Source organism: Streptomyces sp. F63, from assembly GCF_018070345.1.
In the GTDB taxonomy this organism is placed as follows: Bacteria; Actinomycetota; Actinomycetes; order Streptomycetales; family Streptomycetaceae; genus Streptomyces.
In genome coordinates, this window is the sequence record NZ_JAGPXX010000007.1 from 101,792 (window position 1) to 120,893 (window position 19,102).

The following is a 19,102-nucleotide window of genomic DNA, read 5'->3' on the forward strand; positions in this document are numbered from 1 at the left end:
CGAATTCGACAACCCTTTGGAGGGACGAGATGGCGGGCATCGGACACAGCAGTACGCGCAGGCACCCCCGTGAGAGCGGCCGGATGTGGTCGCGGAGCGGGCCGGATCGCGCGTCACTGGGCATCATCGGCCTCGTCTGCGCGATCGCCGGGTTCTTCGTCCTGGGCATCGTGCTCGGACCGGCGGCGATCGTGGCCGGCTGGCTGTCGATGGGCCGCCGCTGGGACTTCCGCGGTGCCTCGGTACCGGCACTGGTCGCGGTGGTCCTCGGTGCCATCGACACGGTGATGGCCGTCCTCCTGCTGGCCGGGGTCGGGGGCGCCGGCGGCGGCGTCTTCTGACCGGGCGGTCCCGAGCGGCGCCCGGCGCGGAGGACATGACACGAAGGGCCGGGCCCGGACGCTGTGCGGCGTTCCGGGCCCGGCCCCTGGTCGTCTCTGTGTCCTGGTGGGCTCGGCGGGTGCCGCGCGGGGTGCTTCCGGCGGCTGCCGGGTCGCACTCCCGCGCGGTCACGCCGCGCCGCCGTCACGCGGTCAGGCGTCGCCGCCCTCCGTGCCCGGGTGGGCCGCCGCCGGGTCCAGCAGCTGATAGCGGTCGATCGCCTGCTTCAGCACGGAGCGGTCCACCTTCCCGTCCCGCGCCAGCTCGGTCAGGACCGCCACCACGACCGACTGCGCGTCGATGTGGAAGAAGCGCCGGGCCGCGCCGCGGGTGTCCGCGAAGCCGAAGCCGTCCGCGCCCAGCGACTGGTACGTCCCCGGCACCCAGCGGGCGATCTGGTCCGGTACCGCCCGCATCCAGTCGGACACGGCCACCTTCGGGCCCTCGGCGTCCGCCAGCTTGCTGGTGACGTACGGGACGCGCTGTTCCTCCTCGGGGTGGAGCAGATTGTGCTCCTCCACCGCGATGGCTTCCTTGCGCAGCTCGTTCCACGAGGTGGCCGACCAGACGTCCGCCCGGACGTCCCACTCCTCGGCGAGGATGCGCTGCGCCTCCAGGGCCCACGGCACCGCGACACCGGACGCCATGATCTGCGCCGGGATCATGCCCCGCGCGCCCTGCTTCAGGCGGTAGAGGCCCTTGAGGATGCCCTCGACGTCCACGTTCTCCGGCTCGGCCGGGTGCTGGATCGGCTCGTTGTAGACGGTGAGGTAGTAGAAGACGTCCTCGCTGTTCTCGCCGTACATCCGGCGCAGACCGTCCTCGACGATGTGCGCGATCTCGTACGCGTACGCCGGGTCGTAGGCCACGGCGGCCGGGTTGGTGGAGGCCAGCAGCTGGGAGTGGCCGTCCGCGTGCTGGAGGCCCTCACCGGTCAGCGTGGTGCGGCCGGCGGTGGCGCCGAGCACGAAGCCGCGCGCGAGCTGGTCGGCCATCTGCCAGAACTGGTCGCCGGTCCGCTGGAAGCCGAACATCGAGTAGAAGACGTAGACCGGGATGAGCGGCTCGCCGTGCGTGGCGTAGGCCGAGCCGGCGGCGATCAGCGAGGCCGTGCAGCCCGCCTCGGTGATGCCGTCGTGCAGCAGCTGGCCGGTCGGCGACTCCTTGTAGGAGAGCAGCAGCTCGCGGTCCACGGACTCGTACTGCTGGCCCAGCGGGTTGTAGATCTTCGCCGACGGGAAGAGCGAGTCCATGCCGAAGGTGCGGTACTCGTCGGGGGCGATCGGCACGAAGCGCTTGCCGATCTCCTTGTCCCGCATGAGGTCCTTGAGCAGCCGGACGAAGGCCATGGTGGTGGCGATCTGCTGCTGCCCGGTGCCCTTCTTCAGCGTCGCGTACGTCTTGTCGCCCGGCAGCACCAGCGGCTTCGACCGCACCACGCGGGTCGGCACATAGCCGCCCAGCGCCTTGCGGCGGTCGTGCATGTACTGGATCTCCTCGGAGTCCGGCCCCGGGTGGTAGTACGGCGGGGCGCCGGACTCCAGCTCCTTGTCGGGGATCGGCAGGTGCAGCCGGTCGCGGAACATCTTCAGGTCGTCGACCGTCAGCTTCTTCATCTGGTGGGTCGCGTTGCGGCCCTCGAAGTTGGGGCCGAGCGTCCAGCCCTTGACGGTCTGGGCGAGGATCACCGTCGGCTGGCCCTTGTGCTCCTTGGCCGCCTTGTACGCCGCGTAGATCTTCTTGTGGTCGTGGCCGCCGCGCCCCAGGTGGAGGATCTGGTCGTCGGTCATGTCCTCGACCATCTTGCGCAGCCGCTGGTCGTCCCCGAAGAAGTGCTCGCGGATGTACGCGCCGGTCTCGGTGGCGTACGTCTGGAACTGGCCGTCGGGGGTGGTGTTGAGCTTGTTGACCAGGAGGCCGTCCCGGTCCTGGGCCAGCAGCGGGTCCCAGGTGCGGTCCCAGACCAGCTTGATGACGTTCCAGCCGGCGCCGCGGAACTGCGACTCCAGCTCCTGGATGATCTTGCCGTTGCCGCGCACCGGGCCGTCGAGCCGCTGCAGGTTGCAGTTCACCACGAAGGTGAGGTTGTCCAGGCCCTCGCGGGCGGCGATGGAGAGCTGGCCGATCGACTCGGGCTCGTCCATCTCGCCGTCGCCGAGGTAGGCCCAGACGTGGGAGCCGGAGGTGTCGGCGATGCCGCGCGCCTCCATGTAGCGGTTCATCCGCGCCTGGTAGATCGCGCCGAGGGGGCCGAGACCCATGGAGACGGTGGGGAACTCCCAGAAGTCCGGCATCGACCGCGGGTGCGGGTAGCTGGAGAGGCCGTGGGGGGCCTTGGACTTCTCCTGGCGGAAGCCGTCGAGCTGTGCCTCGGAGAGCCGGTCCAGCAGGTAGGCGCGGGCGTAGACACCGGGGGAGGCGTGGCCCTGGAAGAAGATCTGGTCGCCGCCGTCGCCGGCGTCCTTGCCGCGGAAGAAGTGGTTGAAGCCCACGTCGTAGAGGGAGGCCGAGGAGGCGAAGGTGGCGATGTGGCCGCCGACGCCGATGCCCGGGCGCTGGGCGCGGGAGACCATGACGGCCGCGTTCCAGCGGGTCGCGTTCAGGATCTTGCGCTCGATCTCCTCGTTGCCGGGGAAGAACGGCTCGTTCTTGGTCGCGATGGTGTTGACGTAGTCCGTGCTGCGCATCTCGGGGACCGCGACGCGTTTGGCGCGCGCCCGCTCGATGAGGCGGAGCATCAGGTAACGGGCGCGTTCCCGGCCTCGCTCATCGACGGCTGCGTCGAGGGAGTCGAGCCATTCCTGGGTCTCCTCGGGATCGAAGTCCGGGACCTGGCTGGGAAGACCGCCAATGATGATCGGGTTGCGATCGGATGCGGAAGCCACGCTGTTCCTTCGCTTTTCGGTCGTGCTGTGCACGTCATGGATTCGTGCTCTGGTGGTGTCGCGCCGCCTCCATCGTGGACCGCAGAGGCGAAAACGTCATCTCTACTGATCGGTAATAACCACGGTACTGCGCGGTAACCGCCACTCTGTGAGACAACGGGGGGTTCCGGCCGACTTGGGTGGCTCGGCCGACCGCAACCCTACGCCTCGCCGGAGCCCCGGCCGGATGCCGGTCCGCTCCCCGGACGGGGGTTTGGCGCCCACCCCCGAAATGCGCCGGAAATGCCGGACTGGGACCATGGCCGGGGAGTGCGTCTTGCGGCGACAAGTCAACGTTTGGGCGGGATAAGGGGCCAGGTACTTGCGCGATCCGCCCGGCCCGTGTGGACTACGCCCAAGCCTCGCGTGCGCGTGGGGTGCGAAGAACACTCGAAACACGACAGGAGGCAATCCGTGAGCGCGACCGCGGACCACGCGGAGGAGCGGACCAACCCTGCCGCCAGGCTGGGTTTCCAGCCCGGACAGGTGGTCCAGGAGCTCGGTTACGACGACGACACCGAGCAGGATCTGCGTGCGGCCATCGAGGAACTGACCGGCACGGAGCTCGTCGACGAGGACTACGACGACGTGGCCGACGCCGTGGTGCTGTGGTTCCGAGAGGACGACGGCGACCTGACGGACGCGCTGGTGGACGCCACCACCATGATCGACGCGGGTGCCCCGATCTGGCTGCTGACGCCGAAGACCGGCCGTGACGGCTATGTCGAGGCCAGTGAGATCGGCGAGGCCGCTTCCACCGCCGGGCTGGCGCAGACCAGCAGCGTCAGCGCCGGCAAGGACTGGGCGGGCAGCCGCCTCGTCACCCCGAAGGCGGCCCGCTCCGGAAAGCGGTAGCCGGCCCCCGGCCCGGCCCCGAGCCGTACCGGATACCGGAAGCGTCCTGTGCCCCCGCGGTGATCCACCGCGGGGGCACAGGGCATCCCGGGCTCCCTTCCGCGCCCGTCCCGGGCGGGTGCCGCCCGGCCCGCCGCGGGCGGTGCCCGGCCCCCGGCGCGAAGGGGAACCGCGCAGTGGAAGACTGGGGCGCGACCGGTAACCACGACGAGAGGAACGCGCACCCCATGGCGATCGATGTCGGCACCGAGGCCCCTGACTTCGAGCTCAAGAACCAGCACGGTGAGCTCATCAGGCTCTCCGACTTCCGCGGTGAGAAGAACGTCGTCCTCCTCTTCTACCCCTTCGCCTTCACCGGCGTCTGCACCGGCGAGCTCTGCGCCCTCCGCGACGAACTGCCGCAGTTCGTCAACGACGACGTGCAGCTGCTCGCCGTCTCCAACGACTCCCCGTTCTCGCTGCGGGTCTTCTCCGAGCAGGAGAACCTGGAATACCCGCTGCTCTCCGACTTCTGGCCGCACGGTGAGACCTCGCGCGCCTACGGCGTCTTCGACGAGGAGAAGGGCTGTGCCGTGCGCGGCACCTTCATCATCGACAAGGAGGGCGTGGTCCGCTGGACGGTCGTCAACGGCCTGCCGGACGCCCGGGACCTGAACGACTACGCCAAGGCGCTCGGCGCGCTCTGACCGCTCCGCGTACGCACGGTGATCCCCGGGGGGAACGGGCCGGTCGCGAAGCCTGTCCCCCCGGGTGGCCGCTCACTAGGATCGGCCCGTTGATCCGATGTCATCGCACGACGGGGGCGGGGCGGTCTTCCTCCCGCCCCTCGAATCCAGGGGAGGACTTGTGGGAGTCAGTCTCAGCAAGGGCGGGAACGTCTCTCTGAGCAAGGAGGCGCCGGGCCTGACCGCCGTCACCGTCGGTCTCGGCTGGGACGTCCGCACCACCACCGGCACCGACTTCGACCTCGACGCCAGCGCGCTCCTGACGAACGCGGAGGGCAAGGTCGTCTCCGACCAGCACTTCGTCTTCTTCAACAACCTGAAGAGCCCCGACGGCTCCGTCGAGCACACCGGCGACAACCTCACCGGTGAGGGCGAGGGCGACGACGAGGCCATCAAGGTCAACCTCGCCGCGGTGCCCGCGGATGTCGCCAAGATCGTGTTCCCGGTCTCGATCTACGAGGCCGAGAGCCGGCAGCAGAGCTTCGGCCAGGTGCGGAACGCCTTCATCCGTGTGGTGAACCAGGCCGACAACAACGAGCTGGCCCGCTACGACCTGACGGAGGACGCCTCGACGGAGACCGCCATGGTCTTCGGCGAGCTGTACCGGCACGGCTCGGACTGGAAGTTCCGGGCCATCGGCCAGGGCTACGCCTCCGGTCTGCGCGGCATCGCGCAGGACTTCGGTGTCAACGTCTGAGCACCGCGTCAGCGTCTGAGAAACGTCACCGCCCGGCGCCGCGCCTCCCGTCACACGGAGGTGCGGCGCCGGGCGCGGCAGGGTCGGCAAGCCCGCAAGGCAGCAAGGCAGCAAGGCAACAAGAAGGGGGAGGAACAGATCATGGGTGTCACGCTCGCCAAGGGAGGAAACGTCTCCCTGTCCAAGGCCGCGCCGAATCTCACGCAGGTCCTGGTGGGCCTCGGCTGGGACGCGCGGTCCACCACGGGAGCGCCGTTCGACCTCGACGCCAGCGCGCTGCTCTGCCGCGAGGGGCGGGTGCTGGGGGACGAGTACTTCGTCTTCTACAACAACCTCAAGAGCCCGGAGGGCTCGGTCGAGCACACCGGCGACAACCTCACCGGCGAGGGCGACGGCGACGACGAGTCCCTGCTGCTCGACCTGGCCAAGGTCCCGGCGCAGGTCGACAAGATCGTGTTCCCGGTCTCCATTCATGACGCCGATGTCCGGGGCCAGACCTTCGGGCAGGTCAGCAATGCCTTCATCCGGGTGGTCAACCAGGCGGACGGCAGCGAGCTGGCCCGCTACGACCTCAGCGAGGACGCGTCCGGCGAAACCGCGATGATCTTCGGCGAGGTGTACCGGTACGGGGGCGAGTGGAAGTTCCGGGCGGTCGGACAGGGGTACGCGTCGGGGTTGCGGGGGATCGCTCTAGACTTCGGGGTCAACGTTTCGTAAAGCCGCGCACTGCGCGCGGGGGACCCGTACTCACGATTGGGTGGCCAGTGCTCCTGAAAACTTTCGGCTGGTCCTTCGGCGTCACCGCCGTGGGGCTGGCCGCCGCGGCGTTTTTCTGGGGGTGGCAGGGGTTCGCCGTCGTGGCGATCCTGTCGGTCCTGGAAATCTCGCTGTCGTTTGACAATGCAGTCGTCAACGCCGGTGTGCTGAAGAAGATGAACGCCTTCTGGCAGAAGATCTTCCTCACCATCGGCATTCTGATTGCCGTCTTCGGTATGCGACTGGTCTTCCCGGTCGTGATCGTCGCCATCACGGCCAAGGTCGGTCCGATCGAGGCCGTGGAACTGGCCATGCGCGACCCCGACCAGTACGAGATGCTGGTCACCGACGCCCACCCGGCCATCGCCGCCTTCGGTGGCATGTTCCTGCTGATGATCTTTCTCAACTTCCTCTTCGACGAGAAAGAGCACCACTGGCTGCCCTGGTTCGAGAAGCCGCTCAGCCGGCTGGGCAAGGTGGACGGCCTCGCCGTCGGTATCGCGCTGGTCGTCCTGCTGGTCACCGCCGCCACCATCGCCACCGAGGCCGCCCAGCACGGCGGCACGTATGTGGACAAGTCGTCGACCGTGCTCCTCTCCGGCGTCGCCGGCCTGATCACGTATCTCTTCGTGGGCGGGCTCTCCGGCTACTTCGAGGACAAGCTGGAGGAGGACGAGGAGCACGACGAGGAGATCAAGGAGCAGGCGCGGCGCGAGGGCAAGGACCCGTCGATGGTCGGCCTCGCCGGCAAGGCCGCGTTCTTCATGTTCCTCTACCTGGAGGTCCTGGACGCCTCGTTCTCCTTCGACGGCGTCATCGGTGCCTTCGCCATCACCAACCACATCTTCTGGATGGCGCTGGGCCTCGGCATCGGCGCGATGTACGTCCGTTCGCTCACGGTCTACCTGGTCCGCGAGGGAACCCTCGACGACTACGTCTACCTGGAGCACGGCGCGCACTACGCCATCGGCGCCCTGGCCGCGCTGCTGCTCATCACGATCAAGTTCCACATCTCCGAGGTCATCACCGGCCTCATCGGCGTCGGCCTGATCGCGGCCTCCTTCTGGTCCTCCGTCCGCCGCAACCGCGGGCTGGCCGCCGAGGGCCACGAGGAGGAGACCAAGGTGTCACCGGGGGTGTGACCCGGCCGGAGTGTGACCACGCTCCGAATGAGGAACGCTCTGTGCGGGGCGGCCACCAGGCGGCGGATCCCGGAAACGTCCGGGCCGCCGGCCGTCGTGGCCGCCCCGCGGTGCCGCCCGGTCCGCGCTCCGGCGGGCCGGGTGAGGGGACGAGAGCAGTGGGGGTGTGTCCGGCGTGGCGTTCTGGAACAGGGACGGGAGCAGGGACTGGTCCTGGCCTGCCTGGCTGCGGCCCGGTGGCGGCAGGGCGGTCTTCGAGAGCGGCAACCCGGCGACCAACGCGATAGAGCTCACCAAACGACGGCAGACCGTCTCGCTCACCAAGCAGGGCGCGGCCACCGGAAACCTCCGCGTCAACCTCTCCTGGCGGATGCGGACCTCGGACATCGGCGGCTACACCAGGCGCGGCGGGCTGCTGCGCAATCCGGGCAGCCTGTTCAAGCCGGAGATCGTGCAGGCGCAGGGCCCGGCCGTGGTCAAGATCGACCTGGACCTGGCCTGCCTGTACGAGCTGAAGGACGGCACCAAGGGTGTCGTGCAACCGCTCGGGAACTTCCTCGGCGACATCAACAGCCCGCCCTATGTGAAGCTCAGCGGCGACGACCGCTTCGGCGGCACCTCCGGCGAGACGATCTACATCAACCTCGACCACCGGGACGCGTTCAAACGGCTGCTGATCTTCGTCTACATCTACGACGGCACCCCCGCCTTCGACCGCACCCACGCCGTCGTCACGCTCTACCCCAGCAGCGGCCCCCGGCTGGAGATCGGGCTCGACGAGCGGGCCCCGCAGGCCCGCTCCTGCGCCGTGCTGCTCATCGAGAACGTCAAGGGCGAACTGGTGGTGCGCCGCGAAGTGCGGTACGTCTACGGCTTCCAGGCGGAGCTGGACCGGTTGTACGGCTGGGGACTCCAGTGGGGGCCGGGCACGAAGGAGAAGGTCTGACGGAGCCGCGGCCGGGGACGGCTCCGGCCGGCCGCGCGCCCCGGGCGGGCGCCGTCCGGTGCCGTTCCGGGCGCCGGGTACCGCCGGTGATGCCCCGGTGCCCCGGTGCCCCGGCGGCCGGCGTCCCCTCTGCCGGTGACGGGACGGCGTACCCCCGGGACGGCGCGCGTCAGCGGTTCCGCTGGAACTGCGGCCCCTGCGGCGGCAGGGCGAAGGCCGGGTCCGGCACGGGCGGTGCGGAGGCGTGCGGATAGCCGTAGGCCGCCGCCGGCTGGTGCGGATAGCCGTACCCCGGCGCGTGCGCCGGAGGCGCCTGCGGCACCGGGGCCGGAACGGCCGGCGGGGGCGGGAACGGCGGCTGCCCGGGAGGCGCGGCCGGCGGGGGCGGGGGGTAGCCGTAGCCGGGCCGGTGCGCGCGGGTGGCGTCGTCCGGCGCGGCGGCGGGCGCGGTGGCCGGTTCCGGGCGCGGCGCGGGCACGGGCTCGGTGAGCGCATCGGGCGCGGGTGACGGGGCCGGCGGGGCCGGCGCCGCGCCGTCCTCGGCCGGGGCGCTGCCGGAGGGCCCGTCCCTGCCGTCCCCGCCGTCCTCACCGTCCCCGCCGTCCTCCACCGAGATGCCGTACTCGGTGGCCAGGCCGACCAGCCCGGTGTCGTACCCCTGGCCCAGGGCGCGGAACTTCCAGGTCTCGCCGCGCCGGTAGAGCTCACCGCAGATGAGGGCCGACTCGTCACCGGTCTCGGGCACGAGGTCGAAGACCGCGAGCGGCTCCGCGCCGTTCCCCGAGACCTCGGGTGAGGCGTCGAACAGCAGCAGCCGCAGGTCCGGCACCCCGCCGAAGGCGCCGCCGTCGGACGAGGCGGCCAGCACCACCCGCTCCACCACCGGCTCCAGCGCGGTGAGTTCGGCCTCGACGGTGTCCGTCAGCGCGTCGGCCAAGCGCTTCTTGGGCAAGTGCCGCACCAGGCCGGAGGGGTGGCGGGGCTGGTTGTAGAAGACGAAGTCCTCATCCGAACGCACACGGCCGTCCGCGGTCAGCAGCAGCGCCGACGCGTCGACATCGGGCACCCCCGGGCCGGGAGTCCAGCGGAGCACCGCCCGTACGGCGGATGCGTCCAGCGGGATGTTCGACCCCTTCACCATCGCGTGCGTCATGGCGGTCATCCTGCCTTCCCGGGGCAGGCGGGTACAACGCGGGGACCGCTTCCGGCGTCCGGCGGACAGCCGGCGGACACGGACGGGACGCGCGAATTTCACATCCGGAAGGGCTTTCGAGCCTGATCGCAACGTACGATTACCGGCCAGATCGCGTCACAGCGCGACAGATCACTGGGGAGTTCCATGCGTCACTTCGGGTACGTGCCGCCCGATGTCCGGACGGCCCTCTTCCACCGGGAGCCGGGCCACTTCGACGTCGACTCCCCAGCTCAGCGGCTCGCCGTCGCGCTCGGCGCCACCCTGTACAGCCCCGCCACCCGGCCCGCGCTGGCCGAGGACGTGGTCAAGCGGACGAGCCGCGGCGTCGTCTCCATGGTGCTGTGCCTGGAGGACTCCATCGACGACGCCGACGTCACCGGCGCGGAGGAGAACCTGGTCCGGCACCTGCGCACCCTCCTCGACCACGGCTCGGAGCTGCCGCTGCTCTTCATCCGGGTGCGGTGGCCGGAACAGATCACCGATCTCGTGCGCCGCCTCGGGCCCGCGGCGCGGCTGCTGTCCGGATTCGTGCTGCCCAAGTTCACCGAGGAGCGCGGTGTTCCGTTCCTGGAGGCGCTGGCGGAGGCCGAGAACGCCTGCGGGCGGCGGCTGTTCGCGATGCCGGTGCTGGAGTCACCGGAGCTGCTGCACCTGGAGAGCCGCGCGGAGACCCTCGCGGGCATCCGGCGCAGCGTCGACAAGTACCGGGAGCGGGTGCTGGCGCTCCGCCTGGGCGTGACCGACTTCTGCTCGGCGTACGGGCTGCGCAGATCACCGGACATGACCGCGTACGACGTGCAGCTCATCGCCTCGGTGATCGCCGACGTGGTCAACACGCTCGGACGGGCGGACGGCACCGGCTTCACCGTGACCGGACCCGTGTGGGAGTACTTCCGGCTCCAGGAGCGGATGTTCAAACCGCAACTGCGGCGCAGCCCCTTCACCGGGCGCGCCGAGAAGCTGCGCACCGCGCTCATCGAGCACGACATGGACGGCCTGCTCCGGGAGATCGAACTCGACCGCGCCAACGGCCTGCTGGGGAAGACCTGCATACACCCCTCGCATGTCGCGCCGGTCCACGCGCTGTCCGTCGTGAGCCACGAGGAGTACAGCGACGCGGTCGACATCCTGCGGCCCGAGCGGGGGGGAGGTGGTGTGATGCGGTCCGCCTACACCAACAAGATGAACGAGGTGAAGCCGCACCGCGCCTGGGCCGAACGGACGCTGCTGCGCGCGGAGGTCTTCGGGGTGGCGCGGGAGGACGTGACCTTCGTGGAACTGCTGGCGGCGGCCGGCATCTCGTGACCGGGCACGGCGGCAGAGCGAGGACAGTGCCCCCGGCCCCGGCCGCGGGCCGCGGAACGGCCGGGGTACGGACGGCAGAGGAAAGGCGAGGCGTTCACAGGATGCGGCAGGAGCGGGAGTGGTCCGGGGCATGGGTCGCGGAGCGGCTCGGTGTCGAACTGCGCGAGGCGGACCGGCCGGAGGACGGCGACGGCCACGGCTCCACGGCCGGTGACGCCGCGGCGGGCGCGGGGAGGACGGCCATCACGGCCCGGACGGCCCGGACGGCCCGGACGGCGCGGACGACCGGGGCGACCGGGGCGACCGGGGCGACTGGGACGAGCGGCAACGGAGGTTCGGCCGGTGCGCCGGGCGAGGCCGACGGGGCCAGGAGGGCCGGGGCCGACGGGGCGGGAGGGCGCGGCACGCACACGCTGCACGGCCTGCTCGGGCTGGCGCTGCGGCGCAACCCCAGGCGGGCCCATCTGCTGGTCTCCCAGGTTCTCGGCAAACACGTGCCGCAGCGCCCGGACATCGTCCACGGGGCCGGGCTCGGCCTGGGCCGCCGGGTGCGGCGGCTGCTCGGCGAGGAGGCGGCCCCGCGCGCCGTCGTCCTCGGTTACGCCGAGACGGCCACCGGGCTCGGGCACAGTGTCGCCGACGGGCTGGAGCCGGCGGCGTATCTGCACTCCACCAGACGGCCGGTTCCGGGCGTCGTACCGGTCGGTGGCTTCGAGGAGGAGCACAGCCACGCGACCTCCCATCTGCTGCTGCCGGAGGACCCGGACCTGCTCGGCGGGGACGGGCCCCTGGTGCTCGTCGACGACGAGTTCTCCACCGGCCGCACGGTGCTCAACACCGTCAGGGCGCTGCACCAGCGGTTCCCGCGCGACCGGTACGTGGTGGTCGCCCTCGTCGACCTGCGGACCGCCGAACACCGGGACGCCCTGCGGAAGGCCGCGGCCGACCTGGGAGCCCGGGTGGACCTCGTGACGCTGGCCTCCGGAACGGTCCGGCTGCCGGAGGACGTCCTGGAGCGGGGGCAGGCGCTGGTGGCGCGGTACGAGGTGGCCTCCCCGGCGGCCGGGGCCGAGGCGGTTCGCGCGCCGGCGACCGGCGTGCCGGCCGGCGGTGCGCGGCCCCCGGGGGGCGCAGTCCTGGACGATGGCTCCGCCACGGCTGCCGCGGCCACTGCCGCCGGGGTCTCCGCCACCACGAACACAGCTGCCGTCGCCGTCTCCGACACGACCGCTGTAACGACCGTCCCCGGGAACGGTGTTGGTGCCCCTGCCCGGGTGACGCCCGCCCCCGGGGGGCCTCCGGCGGCAGTACGGCGAGTGGAGCTCGGCTGGCCGGACGGGCTGCCGGACGGCGGGCGGCACGGCTTCACGTCCGAGCACCGGACGCGCCTGGAGTCGGCGCTGCCGGCGATGGCGGGCCGGATCGCGGAGGCGCTCACGGCGGCCGGCGACGCGGCTCCCGCCGCGCCGGACGCCGTTGCCGCCGTACCGGGATCCGGCCCGGCCGTACCGGGGAAGCCCGTCTCCGTTCCGGCGCAGGGCGGCCAGACACCCGGACATGCCTCCGCACCCGGGGCTACGGCCGCACCGGGGCCGGACTCCGTTCCGGGGCACGCCGCCCTCGTTCCCGGGCGGGCCCCCGTACCGGGGCACGACGCCGACGCCGACGCCGACGCCGACGCCGACGCCGCTCCGGCCGGGCGGGCGGAGCCGGGTGCTCCGGGGCGCGTACTCGTCCTGGGTTGCGAGGAGTTGATGTACGCGCCGCTGCGGCTCGCCCAGGCGCTGCAGCGCGCGCTCGGCGAGCGGACCGAGGTGCGGTACTCGACGACCACCCGCTCGCCCGTCCTCGCCGTCGACGACCCGGGCTACGCCATCCGCACCCGGATCGTCTTCCCCGCGCACGACGCGCCGGCCGACGGCCCGGGGGAGCGGTACGCCTACAACGTCGCGCCCGGCACCGACCCGTCCCGCCGCTTCGACGCCGTCGTGGCGGTCGTCGACTCGGCCGCCGACACGCCACAGTTGCACGCACCGGGCGGACTGCTGACCGAACTGGCCCGCCACACCGACCGGGTGCTGCTGGCCGCCGTCCCCTCCTACGTGCCGCGCCCGCACCCGGCCCCGGCGGGGGACGCGGCCGGGCCCGTCGCGGGCACCAGGGCGCCGGGGGCTTCCTTCCCGGCCGCGTCCGGGCCGGAGAGGCCCGGCAGGACCGTGCGGGCCGCTGTCCCGGCGGCACGGCCGGCCCGCGCCCCGGAGCCCCCGGACACGGGCCGCCAGGGGGCGACCCCGGGTTCCGGCTCGGCGGAGGCCCCCGCTTCCGGCCTGCGGAGGACCGGGGACCACGGCCCGGGGACGAACCCGCGCCCGGGCGGGGGGCCGCGCACGGTGCTTCCCGGGCCGCTGCGCGGGCCCGCCTTCTCCTCCTACCGGCCGGACGAGGTCGGCTGGCTGCTCCAGGACCTCTCGGACGTCCCCCTCGAAGCCCCCGTCGAGGAGCGGGAGGAGGCCGTCCAGCGCGGCGGCGCGCACTACGCCGAGTCGCTGCCGGTCGAGTACCAGCCCGGCGAGGACTACCAGCGGCTGTTCCGCTCCGCCCTCGACACGTCCGCGGCGCGGATCGCCCGTGCCGTCGGCGCCGTCACCGAGACGCTGCTCGCCGAGCGCGCGGCCCGGGGCACCGGCCGTCCCGTCCTGGTCTCGCTCGCCCGCGCCGGCACCCCCGTCGGCGTCCTGATGCGCCGCTGGGCGCTCCACGCGCACGGGCTCGACCTGCCGCACTACGCCGTCTCCATCGTGCGCGGCCGGGGCATCGACACCACCGCGCTGCGCTGGCTCGCCGAACACCACGACCCGGCGGACGCCGTCTTCGTCGACGGCTGGACGGGCAAGGGCGCCATCACCCGTGAACTCGCCGCCGCCGTCGAGGACTTCACCCGCACCACCGGCATCACGGGCTTCGATCCGGAGATCGCCGTGCTGGCCGACCCGGGCGGCTGCGTCCGCACGTACGGCACGCGCGAGGACTTCCTCATCCCCTCCGCCTGCCTCAACTCCACGGTCTCCGGGCTGGTCTCGCGGACGGTGCTGCGCGCGGACCTGGTCGGGCCGGACGACTTCCACGGCGCCAAGTTCTACCGGGAGCTGGCCGGGTCCGACGTCTCCGGGGACTTCCTCGACGCCGTCTCCTCCCGCTTCGGCGAGGTCGCCGGGCAGGCCGCGGAGGACGCGGCGCACCTGCTGTCGGCCGGCGGCCGGGCGCCGACCTGGGAGGGCTGGGCGGCGGTCGAACGGATCAGCGAGGAGTACGGCGTCCACGACGTGAACCTCGTCAAACCCGGGGTCGGGGAGACGACACGCGTGCTGCTGCGCCGGGTTCCCTGGCGGGTCCTCGCGCGGCGGGGCGCGGGCGCGGACCTGGACCACATCCGGCTGCTGGCCGAGCAGCGCGGGGTGCCGGTGGAGGAGGTCGGCGACCTGCCGTACAGCTGCGTCGGACTGATCCACCCGCGCTACACGCGCGGCGCGACGGGCGCGGACGGCAAGGCGGTGACGTCCGCGTGAGCCCCGACGAGACCGCCGGGCCGGACGGAACCACGGACCCGGACAGAACCACGAGGCAGAGCACGGTCATGAGCCAGGACGAGACCTTGAGCACCGGCAGCACCCCCGGCGCGGGAGGGCACGCGAGCCCGCGCCGGACCGCGGGCCGCGCCGACGGCACCCCGGACACGGGCCGGCGCCCCGGCTCGGACGGACGGGTGAGCACCGGCGGAACGCCGACGCCCCGCACCGCCTTCCACACTGCCTCCCCCACTGCCCCCCGCCCGGCCTCGCACCCGGCCCGGGCGAGGCCCGCCGGCGCTCGGACGCCCGGCCCGGCGGGGGCACGGCCTCCGGCCGACGCGTCCCCGGACGCGGCCACCGCGCCCCCGGCCGAGACGTCCCCGTCCGGCCCCGTCCTCGTCGCCAGCGACCTCGACCGCACCCTGATCTACTCCGCGGCCGCCCTCGCCCTCGACATGGCGGACGCCCTCGCCCCGCGCCTCCTCTGCGTCGAGGTGTACGAGCGCAAGCCGCTCTCCTACCTCACCGAGACGGCCGCCGGGCTCCTCGAACACCTGGCGCGCGAGGCCGTGTTCGTCCCGTCCACCACCCGCACCCGGGCGCAGTACGGGCGCATCCGCCTCCCCGGGCCCCCGGCCCCGTACGCCGTCTGCGCCAACGGCGGGCACCTGCTCGTCGACGGGGAGTCCGACCCGGCCTGGCAGCGCCGGGTGCGCCGCTCGCTCGACGAGGGCTGTGCCCCCCTCGCATCCGTCCGCGAGCACCTGCTGCGCTCGGCCGACCCGGAGTGGCTGCTCAAGGAGCGGGTCGCCGAGGACCTCTTCGCGTACCTGGTCGTCGATCGCGCACTGCTGCCCGACACCTGGGTCAAGGACCTCGCGGACTGGGCCGACGGGCAGGGCTGGACGGTCTCGCTCCAGGGCCGCAAGATCTACGCCGTGCCGAAGCCGCTCACCAAGAGCGCGGCCGTCGCGGAGGTGGCGCGGCGCACCGGCGCCTCCCGGGTGCTCACCGCGGGCGACTCCCTCCTCGACGCCGACCTGCTGCACGCGGGCGACGAGGGCTGGCGGCCCGGCCACGGCGAACTGGCCGACACCGGCTGGACCGCGCCGCACGTCACGGCACTCACCGAGCGGGGGGTGGCGGCGGGGGAGGCGATTCTGCGGTCCCTGGTGCGGGCGGTGGCGGCGTGACCGAGGATGGCGCCATGGCTGATACGAACACCACCACGGGGGCGGCGGCGCGCGAGGCGGGGACGCGCAGCCCGCTGGACCCCGACCAGACCACCCCGCTCACACCCGGGCTCTACGACTACGTCCTGCGGCACAACCCGCAGCTGGACCCGGTGCGCCGGGAACTCGTCGACACCACGTACGAGAAACTGGGCGGCCGCGCCCGGATGCAGATCTCCGAGGAGCAGGGGCCGCTGCTGGCCTTTCTGGCGAAGCTGGTCGGGGCCCGGCTGATCGTCGAGGTCGGCACGTTCACGGGGATGTCGGCGCTGTGGATGGCGGAGGCCCTGCCGGCCGGCGGCAAGGTGATCACCTGCGACATCTCGGAGGAGTGGACGGCGTACGGGCGCGAAGCGTGGGCCAGGGCGGGCGTCGCGGACCGCATCGACCTGCGCATCGGCCCGGCCCTGGACACCCTGCGCGCCCTGCCCGCCGAGCCGGGGATCGACATGGCGTTCATCGACGCGGACAAGGAGAACAACGGCCGCTACTGGGAGGAGCTGGTGCCGCGGCTGCGTCCGGGCGGTCTGATCGTCGTGGACAACGTCTTCTTCCACGGCGAGGTGACGGACCCGCGGGCCACCGGCGGGGGCGGCGCCACCCGGGAGTTCAACGAACAGGTGCTGGCCGACGACCGGGTGGACTCGGTGATGCTGACGGTCGCCGACGGCCTGACCCTGGCCCGCAAGCGCTGAGCCGCGGCCGGCCCCGGCCGGGGCGGACGCCCTGCCTGGACGGCCGCTGCGGCCGGGCGGGCCCCGGGACCGCGGACTGCCGTGTCGCGCCGACTCCCGCCCCGGGCCGGGCCGTTCCCGGGCGGGTCCGGCCCCGGCGGAGTTCCGGCCGGCGCGGTCGTCACGGTGCCGACCGCGCCGGGACCGCTCGGCCCGGAGCCGGCCGCAGCGGCGTCCGCGGGTCCCGCCGCGCCGGGACCGCTCGGCGACGGAAAGCGCCGGGCGCGGAGCCGGGCGCGGCGGCAAGGTCCGGACCGGGCGGGTGCGTGCCGAGAGGGCCGACCCGGGCAGACCGGGTCGGCATGCTCCGCCGGGCGTCAGCCGCAGCAGCCGCCACCGCAGCAGCCGCCACCGCCGCCACCGGCAGGGGCGGCAGGGGCGGCAGGGACGGAACCGGAGGACGTGCCTCCGACCGCCACGGTGGAGAGCAGCTTGACGGTGTCCTCGTGGCCTTCCGGGCAGACGGCCGGGGCGGAGGACTCGGCCATCGGACGGCTCAGCTCAAAGGTGTCGCCGCAGGACCGGCAGCGGTACTCGTAACGGGGCATGCGGCCAGATTAACCGCCCGCCGGACGCGGTGGGCGGGCCCCGGGTTCGCCGTCGGCCGTATCCCCGGCCCGAGACCCGTCCCCTGCCCTGCCGGCCGGGTGTCCGGCGGCTCCCCGGCCGCGACGGGCCAATGGCCGAGCACCCGTCACGGGCTCTTGCCGCACGGGCGACCGCGGGGGCGGTCACTCAGGGTTCGGCCTGCCGCCCACCGTGCCGGCACCCTGTCGTCCGGTCCGCCGCTCCGAAAGCCTGCCGGCCGGCTCGCCACCCGCACCCCGCCGCCCCGGCCCGCCGCCGGAGGCGCCTCAGCGTCCGGCGCCCAGTTCCTCGCGGATGTCGCCCACGACGCGCGCGACCGTGCGCCGCACCGCCTCCGTCTCCAGCAGGAAGTGCCACCAGTCCGGGTGCCGCCCCTCCAGCCCGTCCACCGCACGGTCCAGCCGGGCGACCGCGTCGTCCAGGGGGCGCGCGTGCCGGGGGTCGGGGGTGTCGCGGCCGGCCATCGCCAGCCGCTGCGCGTCGCGGATGGCGAAGCGGGTGCGTTCGATCTCCTGGGACGGGTCGGCGGAGACCTCGTCCAGCCGGCGCAGCCGGTCACCGGCCGCCGAGACGGCCTCGTCGGCGTCGTTCAGCAGGGCCCGCACCGTGCTGAGCCGGGCCGTGGCGTCCGGCCAGCGCTGCTCGCGCCGGGCCCCCTGCGCCTCGCGCAGCTTCTCCCCGGCCTGCGCGACGGCGCGGGCGGCTTCCTCCGGCACCGGCTGGAGGTCCTGCCAGCAGGCGGCGCTGTAGCGGCGGCGGAGCTCGCTGAGGACCGGGCCGACGCCTTCCGTGCGGGTGACGATCGCCTCGGCGCGGGTGCGCAGGGTGACCAGGCGCCGGTCGATCTCGGCGGCCCGGGCGGGCAGTTGCTCGGCCTCGCTCCGTATCGCCTCGGCCTTGCGCAGCACGTCGTCCGCGCGCCGCAGCGTGTCCTGCACGCCGTGCTGCCCGGCACCCTGGTTCAGCTTGGTCAGCTCGGGGGAGAGGGCGGCGAGACGGGCGGCCAGGTCATCGGCCCGGAGGCCGGCGGCCCGTACGGAGTCGAGGGCTCCAGTGGCGGCGAGCAGGGCCTGCCGGGCGCGTTCGACGGCGGGAGCGAGCCGGGCGAGCTGGGTCTCGGCCTTGTCGAGCAGCGGGGCCAGACCGCTCGCGAAGCGGTCGAGCTCCGCCTTCGCCCGCCGGAGGTCGTCCTGTGCCCGGTCGAGATCGGCGCGGGCGCGGGAGGCGGTGGCCGAGTCCAGGTCGTCGCGGTCGAGGTCGTGGGCGTCGACGGCGGTGATGTAGCGGTGGCTGACCTCGTCGATGCGCTGCCCGAGGGCCTGGAAGTCGGCGGCCGCGCGCCGGGCGGGCGCGGAGCTGTCCACGGCGGCGATGGTCTCGATGGAGATGCGCAGCTCGCGCTGGGCGGAGTCGAGCTCGTAGAAGGCGTCGGCGGCGGCGTCCTTGGCGGCCTGCGCCCGCGCGCGCTGGTCGTCGCGCCCGCCGCCGAACCAGCGCCGGGTGCCGCCGCCGGAGAAGGCGAGCGGCGCGGCGGCAGCCAGGAGGGGAAGGAGCGGAAGCGGCAGCAGGACGAGCCCGAGGAGCGGCCGGAGCGGCCGGACCGGGCCGCTGCCGGGCGGAAGGCGGCGGTCCGTCGCCGGCCGCCCGTACGGCTGCGCAGATCTCGCCGTCACATCCCTCTCCCGTGCCGCGTCCGCCCCCTCCGGCAGATCACTGCCGGGTAGGGACATTGTCCCACCAGGGATGAACGAATACACGGCCCGAATCGTTCGCGATCTTGCGCGGCCGGCCAGCGACTCGGCCGTGCGGACGGCGATGCCGCCGTTGCCGCCGCGGACGGTGATCAGATACTCGCTCGCGGTGTCGCAGAGCGCCGCGATGTCCGTGTCCCCGTTGGCGCCTCGGCGTCGGCCCGGTAAGCGCCGCGCGGCAGGACCCGTAGCCGCTGGTGACGCGCACCCGGTCCGGCACCCGCGCAACCCGGGCTCCACCGCCCGTTGCGGGCCCGCCCGGGGCTTCGGCCCCCTACCGTCATGTTTAGGGGCAGAAGCCA

General features: G+C 73.2%; 15 protein-coding genes. 11 read left to right on the forward strand and 4 right to left on the reverse strand.

Going from position 1 to position 19,102, the window contains the following annotated elements:
• Positions 1-29: 29 nt before the first annotated feature.
• Positions 30-341, forward strand: coding sequence for a small hydrophobic protein (locus tag KBZ10_RS10295; protein ID WP_210987231.1), 312 nt, complete (start codon positions 30-32; stop codon positions 339-341).
• 192 nt (positions 342-533) lie between these two features.
• On the opposite strand, the gene aceE is transcribed toward KBZ10_RS10295, so the two are convergent.
• Complete coding sequence (aceE, locus tag KBZ10_RS10300) at positions 534-3,266, reverse strand: pyruvate dehydrogenase (acetyl-transferring), homodimeric type (protein ID WP_210987232.1); 2,733 nt, start codon at positions 3,264-3,266, stop codon at positions 534-536.
• A gap of 453 nt (positions 3,267-3,719) precedes the next feature.
• On the opposite strand from aceE, the gene KBZ10_RS10305 reads away from it, so the two are divergent.
• From KBZ10_RS10305 to KBZ10_RS10330, 6 genes are all read left to right on the forward strand, one after another.
• The gene (locus KBZ10_RS10305; RefSeq protein WP_019709241.1) at positions 3,720-4,160 is read left to right on the forward strand and encodes a DUF3052 domain-containing protein; all 441 of its coding nucleotides are present in this window, start codon (positions 3,720-3,722) and stop codon (positions 4,158-4,160) included.
• A gap of 227 nt (positions 4,161-4,387) precedes the next feature.
• The gene (locus tag KBZ10_RS10310; protein WP_210987233.1) at positions 4,388-4,846 is read left to right on the forward strand and encodes a peroxiredoxin; all 459 of its coding nucleotides are present in this window, start codon (positions 4,388-4,390) and stop codon (positions 4,844-4,846) included.
• A 160-nt stretch (positions 4,847-5,006) separates the two neighbouring features.
• Positions 5,007-5,582, forward strand: a complete 576-nt coding sequence (locus KBZ10_RS10315; protein ID WP_210987234.1) for a TerD family protein — start codon at positions 5,007-5,009, stop codon at positions 5,580-5,582.
• A gap of 141 nt (positions 5,583-5,723) precedes the next feature.
• The gene (locus KBZ10_RS10320; RefSeq protein WP_210987235.1) at positions 5,724-6,299 is read left to right on the forward strand and encodes a TerD family protein; all 576 of its coding nucleotides are present in this window, start codon (positions 5,724-5,726) and stop codon (positions 6,297-6,299) included.
• Positions 6,300-6,346: 47 nt separating this feature from the next.
• Positions 6,347-7,480, forward strand: coding sequence for a DUF475 domain-containing protein (locus KBZ10_RS10325; protein WP_210987236.1), 1,134 nt, complete (start codon positions 6,347-6,349; stop codon positions 7,478-7,480).
• Positions 7,481-7,706: 226 nt separating this feature from the next.
• On the forward strand, positions 7,707-8,426 hold the full coding sequence (locus KBZ10_RS10330) for a Tellurium resistance (protein WP_210987378.1): 720 nt from the start codon (positions 7,707-7,709) through the stop codon (positions 8,424-8,426).
• A gap of 169 nt (positions 8,427-8,595) precedes the next feature.
• Here KBZ10_RS10330 and KBZ10_RS10335 read toward each other — a convergent pair whose 3' ends face one another.
• On the reverse strand, positions 8,596-9,579 hold the full coding sequence (locus tag KBZ10_RS10335; RefSeq protein WP_210987237.1) for a TerD family protein: 984 nt from the start codon (positions 9,577-9,579) through the stop codon (positions 8,596-8,598).
• A 186-nt stretch (positions 9,580-9,765) separates the two neighbouring features.
• On the opposite strand from KBZ10_RS10335, the gene KBZ10_RS10340 reads away from it, so the two are divergent.
• The 4 genes from KBZ10_RS10340 to KBZ10_RS10355 all read left to right on the forward strand — a co-directional run bounded on the left by KBZ10_RS10340 (position 9,766) and on the right by KBZ10_RS10355 (position 16,422).
• Entirely contained in the window at positions 9,766-10,926 is a 1,161-nt protein-coding gene (locus tag KBZ10_RS10340; RefSeq protein WP_210987238.1) for an HpcH/HpaI aldolase/citrate lyase family protein, read from the forward strand.
• A gap of 101 nt (positions 10,927-11,027) precedes the next feature.
• Positions 11,028-14,492 carry a phosphoribosyltransferase domain-containing protein gene (locus KBZ10_RS10345; protein WP_247702129.1) on the forward strand — a complete coding sequence of 1,155 codons (3,465 nt, stop codon included), beginning with the start codon at positions 11,028-11,030 and terminating at the stop codon, positions 14,490-14,492.
• 458 nt (positions 14,493-14,950) lie between these two features.
• Positions 14,951-15,688 (forward strand): HAD family hydrolase, encoded by a 738-nt coding sequence (locus KBZ10_RS10350; RefSeq protein ID WP_247702165.1) that lies wholly within the window; start codon positions 14,951-14,953, stop codon positions 15,686-15,688.
• A gap of 14 nt (positions 15,689-15,702) precedes the next feature.
• Positions 15,703-16,422 (forward strand): O-methyltransferase, encoded by a 720-nt coding sequence (locus tag KBZ10_RS10355; protein ID WP_210987239.1) that lies wholly within the window; start codon positions 15,703-15,705, stop codon positions 16,420-16,422.
• Positions 16,423-16,778: 356 nt separating this feature from the next.
• Here the strand turns inward: KBZ10_RS10355 and KBZ10_RS10360 are convergent, their stop codons facing one another.
• Together KBZ10_RS10360 and KBZ10_RS10365 are read right to left on the reverse strand one after the other, a co-directional pair.
• The gene (locus tag KBZ10_RS10360) at positions 16,779-17,009 is read right to left on the reverse strand and encodes a zinc ribbon domain-containing protein (protein ID WP_210987240.1); all 231 of its coding nucleotides are present in this window, start codon (positions 17,007-17,009) and stop codon (positions 16,779-16,781) included.
• A gap of 306 nt (positions 17,010-17,315) precedes the next feature.
• On the reverse strand, positions 17,316-18,722 hold the full coding sequence (locus KBZ10_RS10365) for a hypothetical protein (protein ID WP_210987241.1): 1,407 nt from the start codon (positions 18,720-18,722) through the stop codon (positions 17,316-17,318).
• Positions 18,723-19,102: the final 380 nt, after the last annotated feature.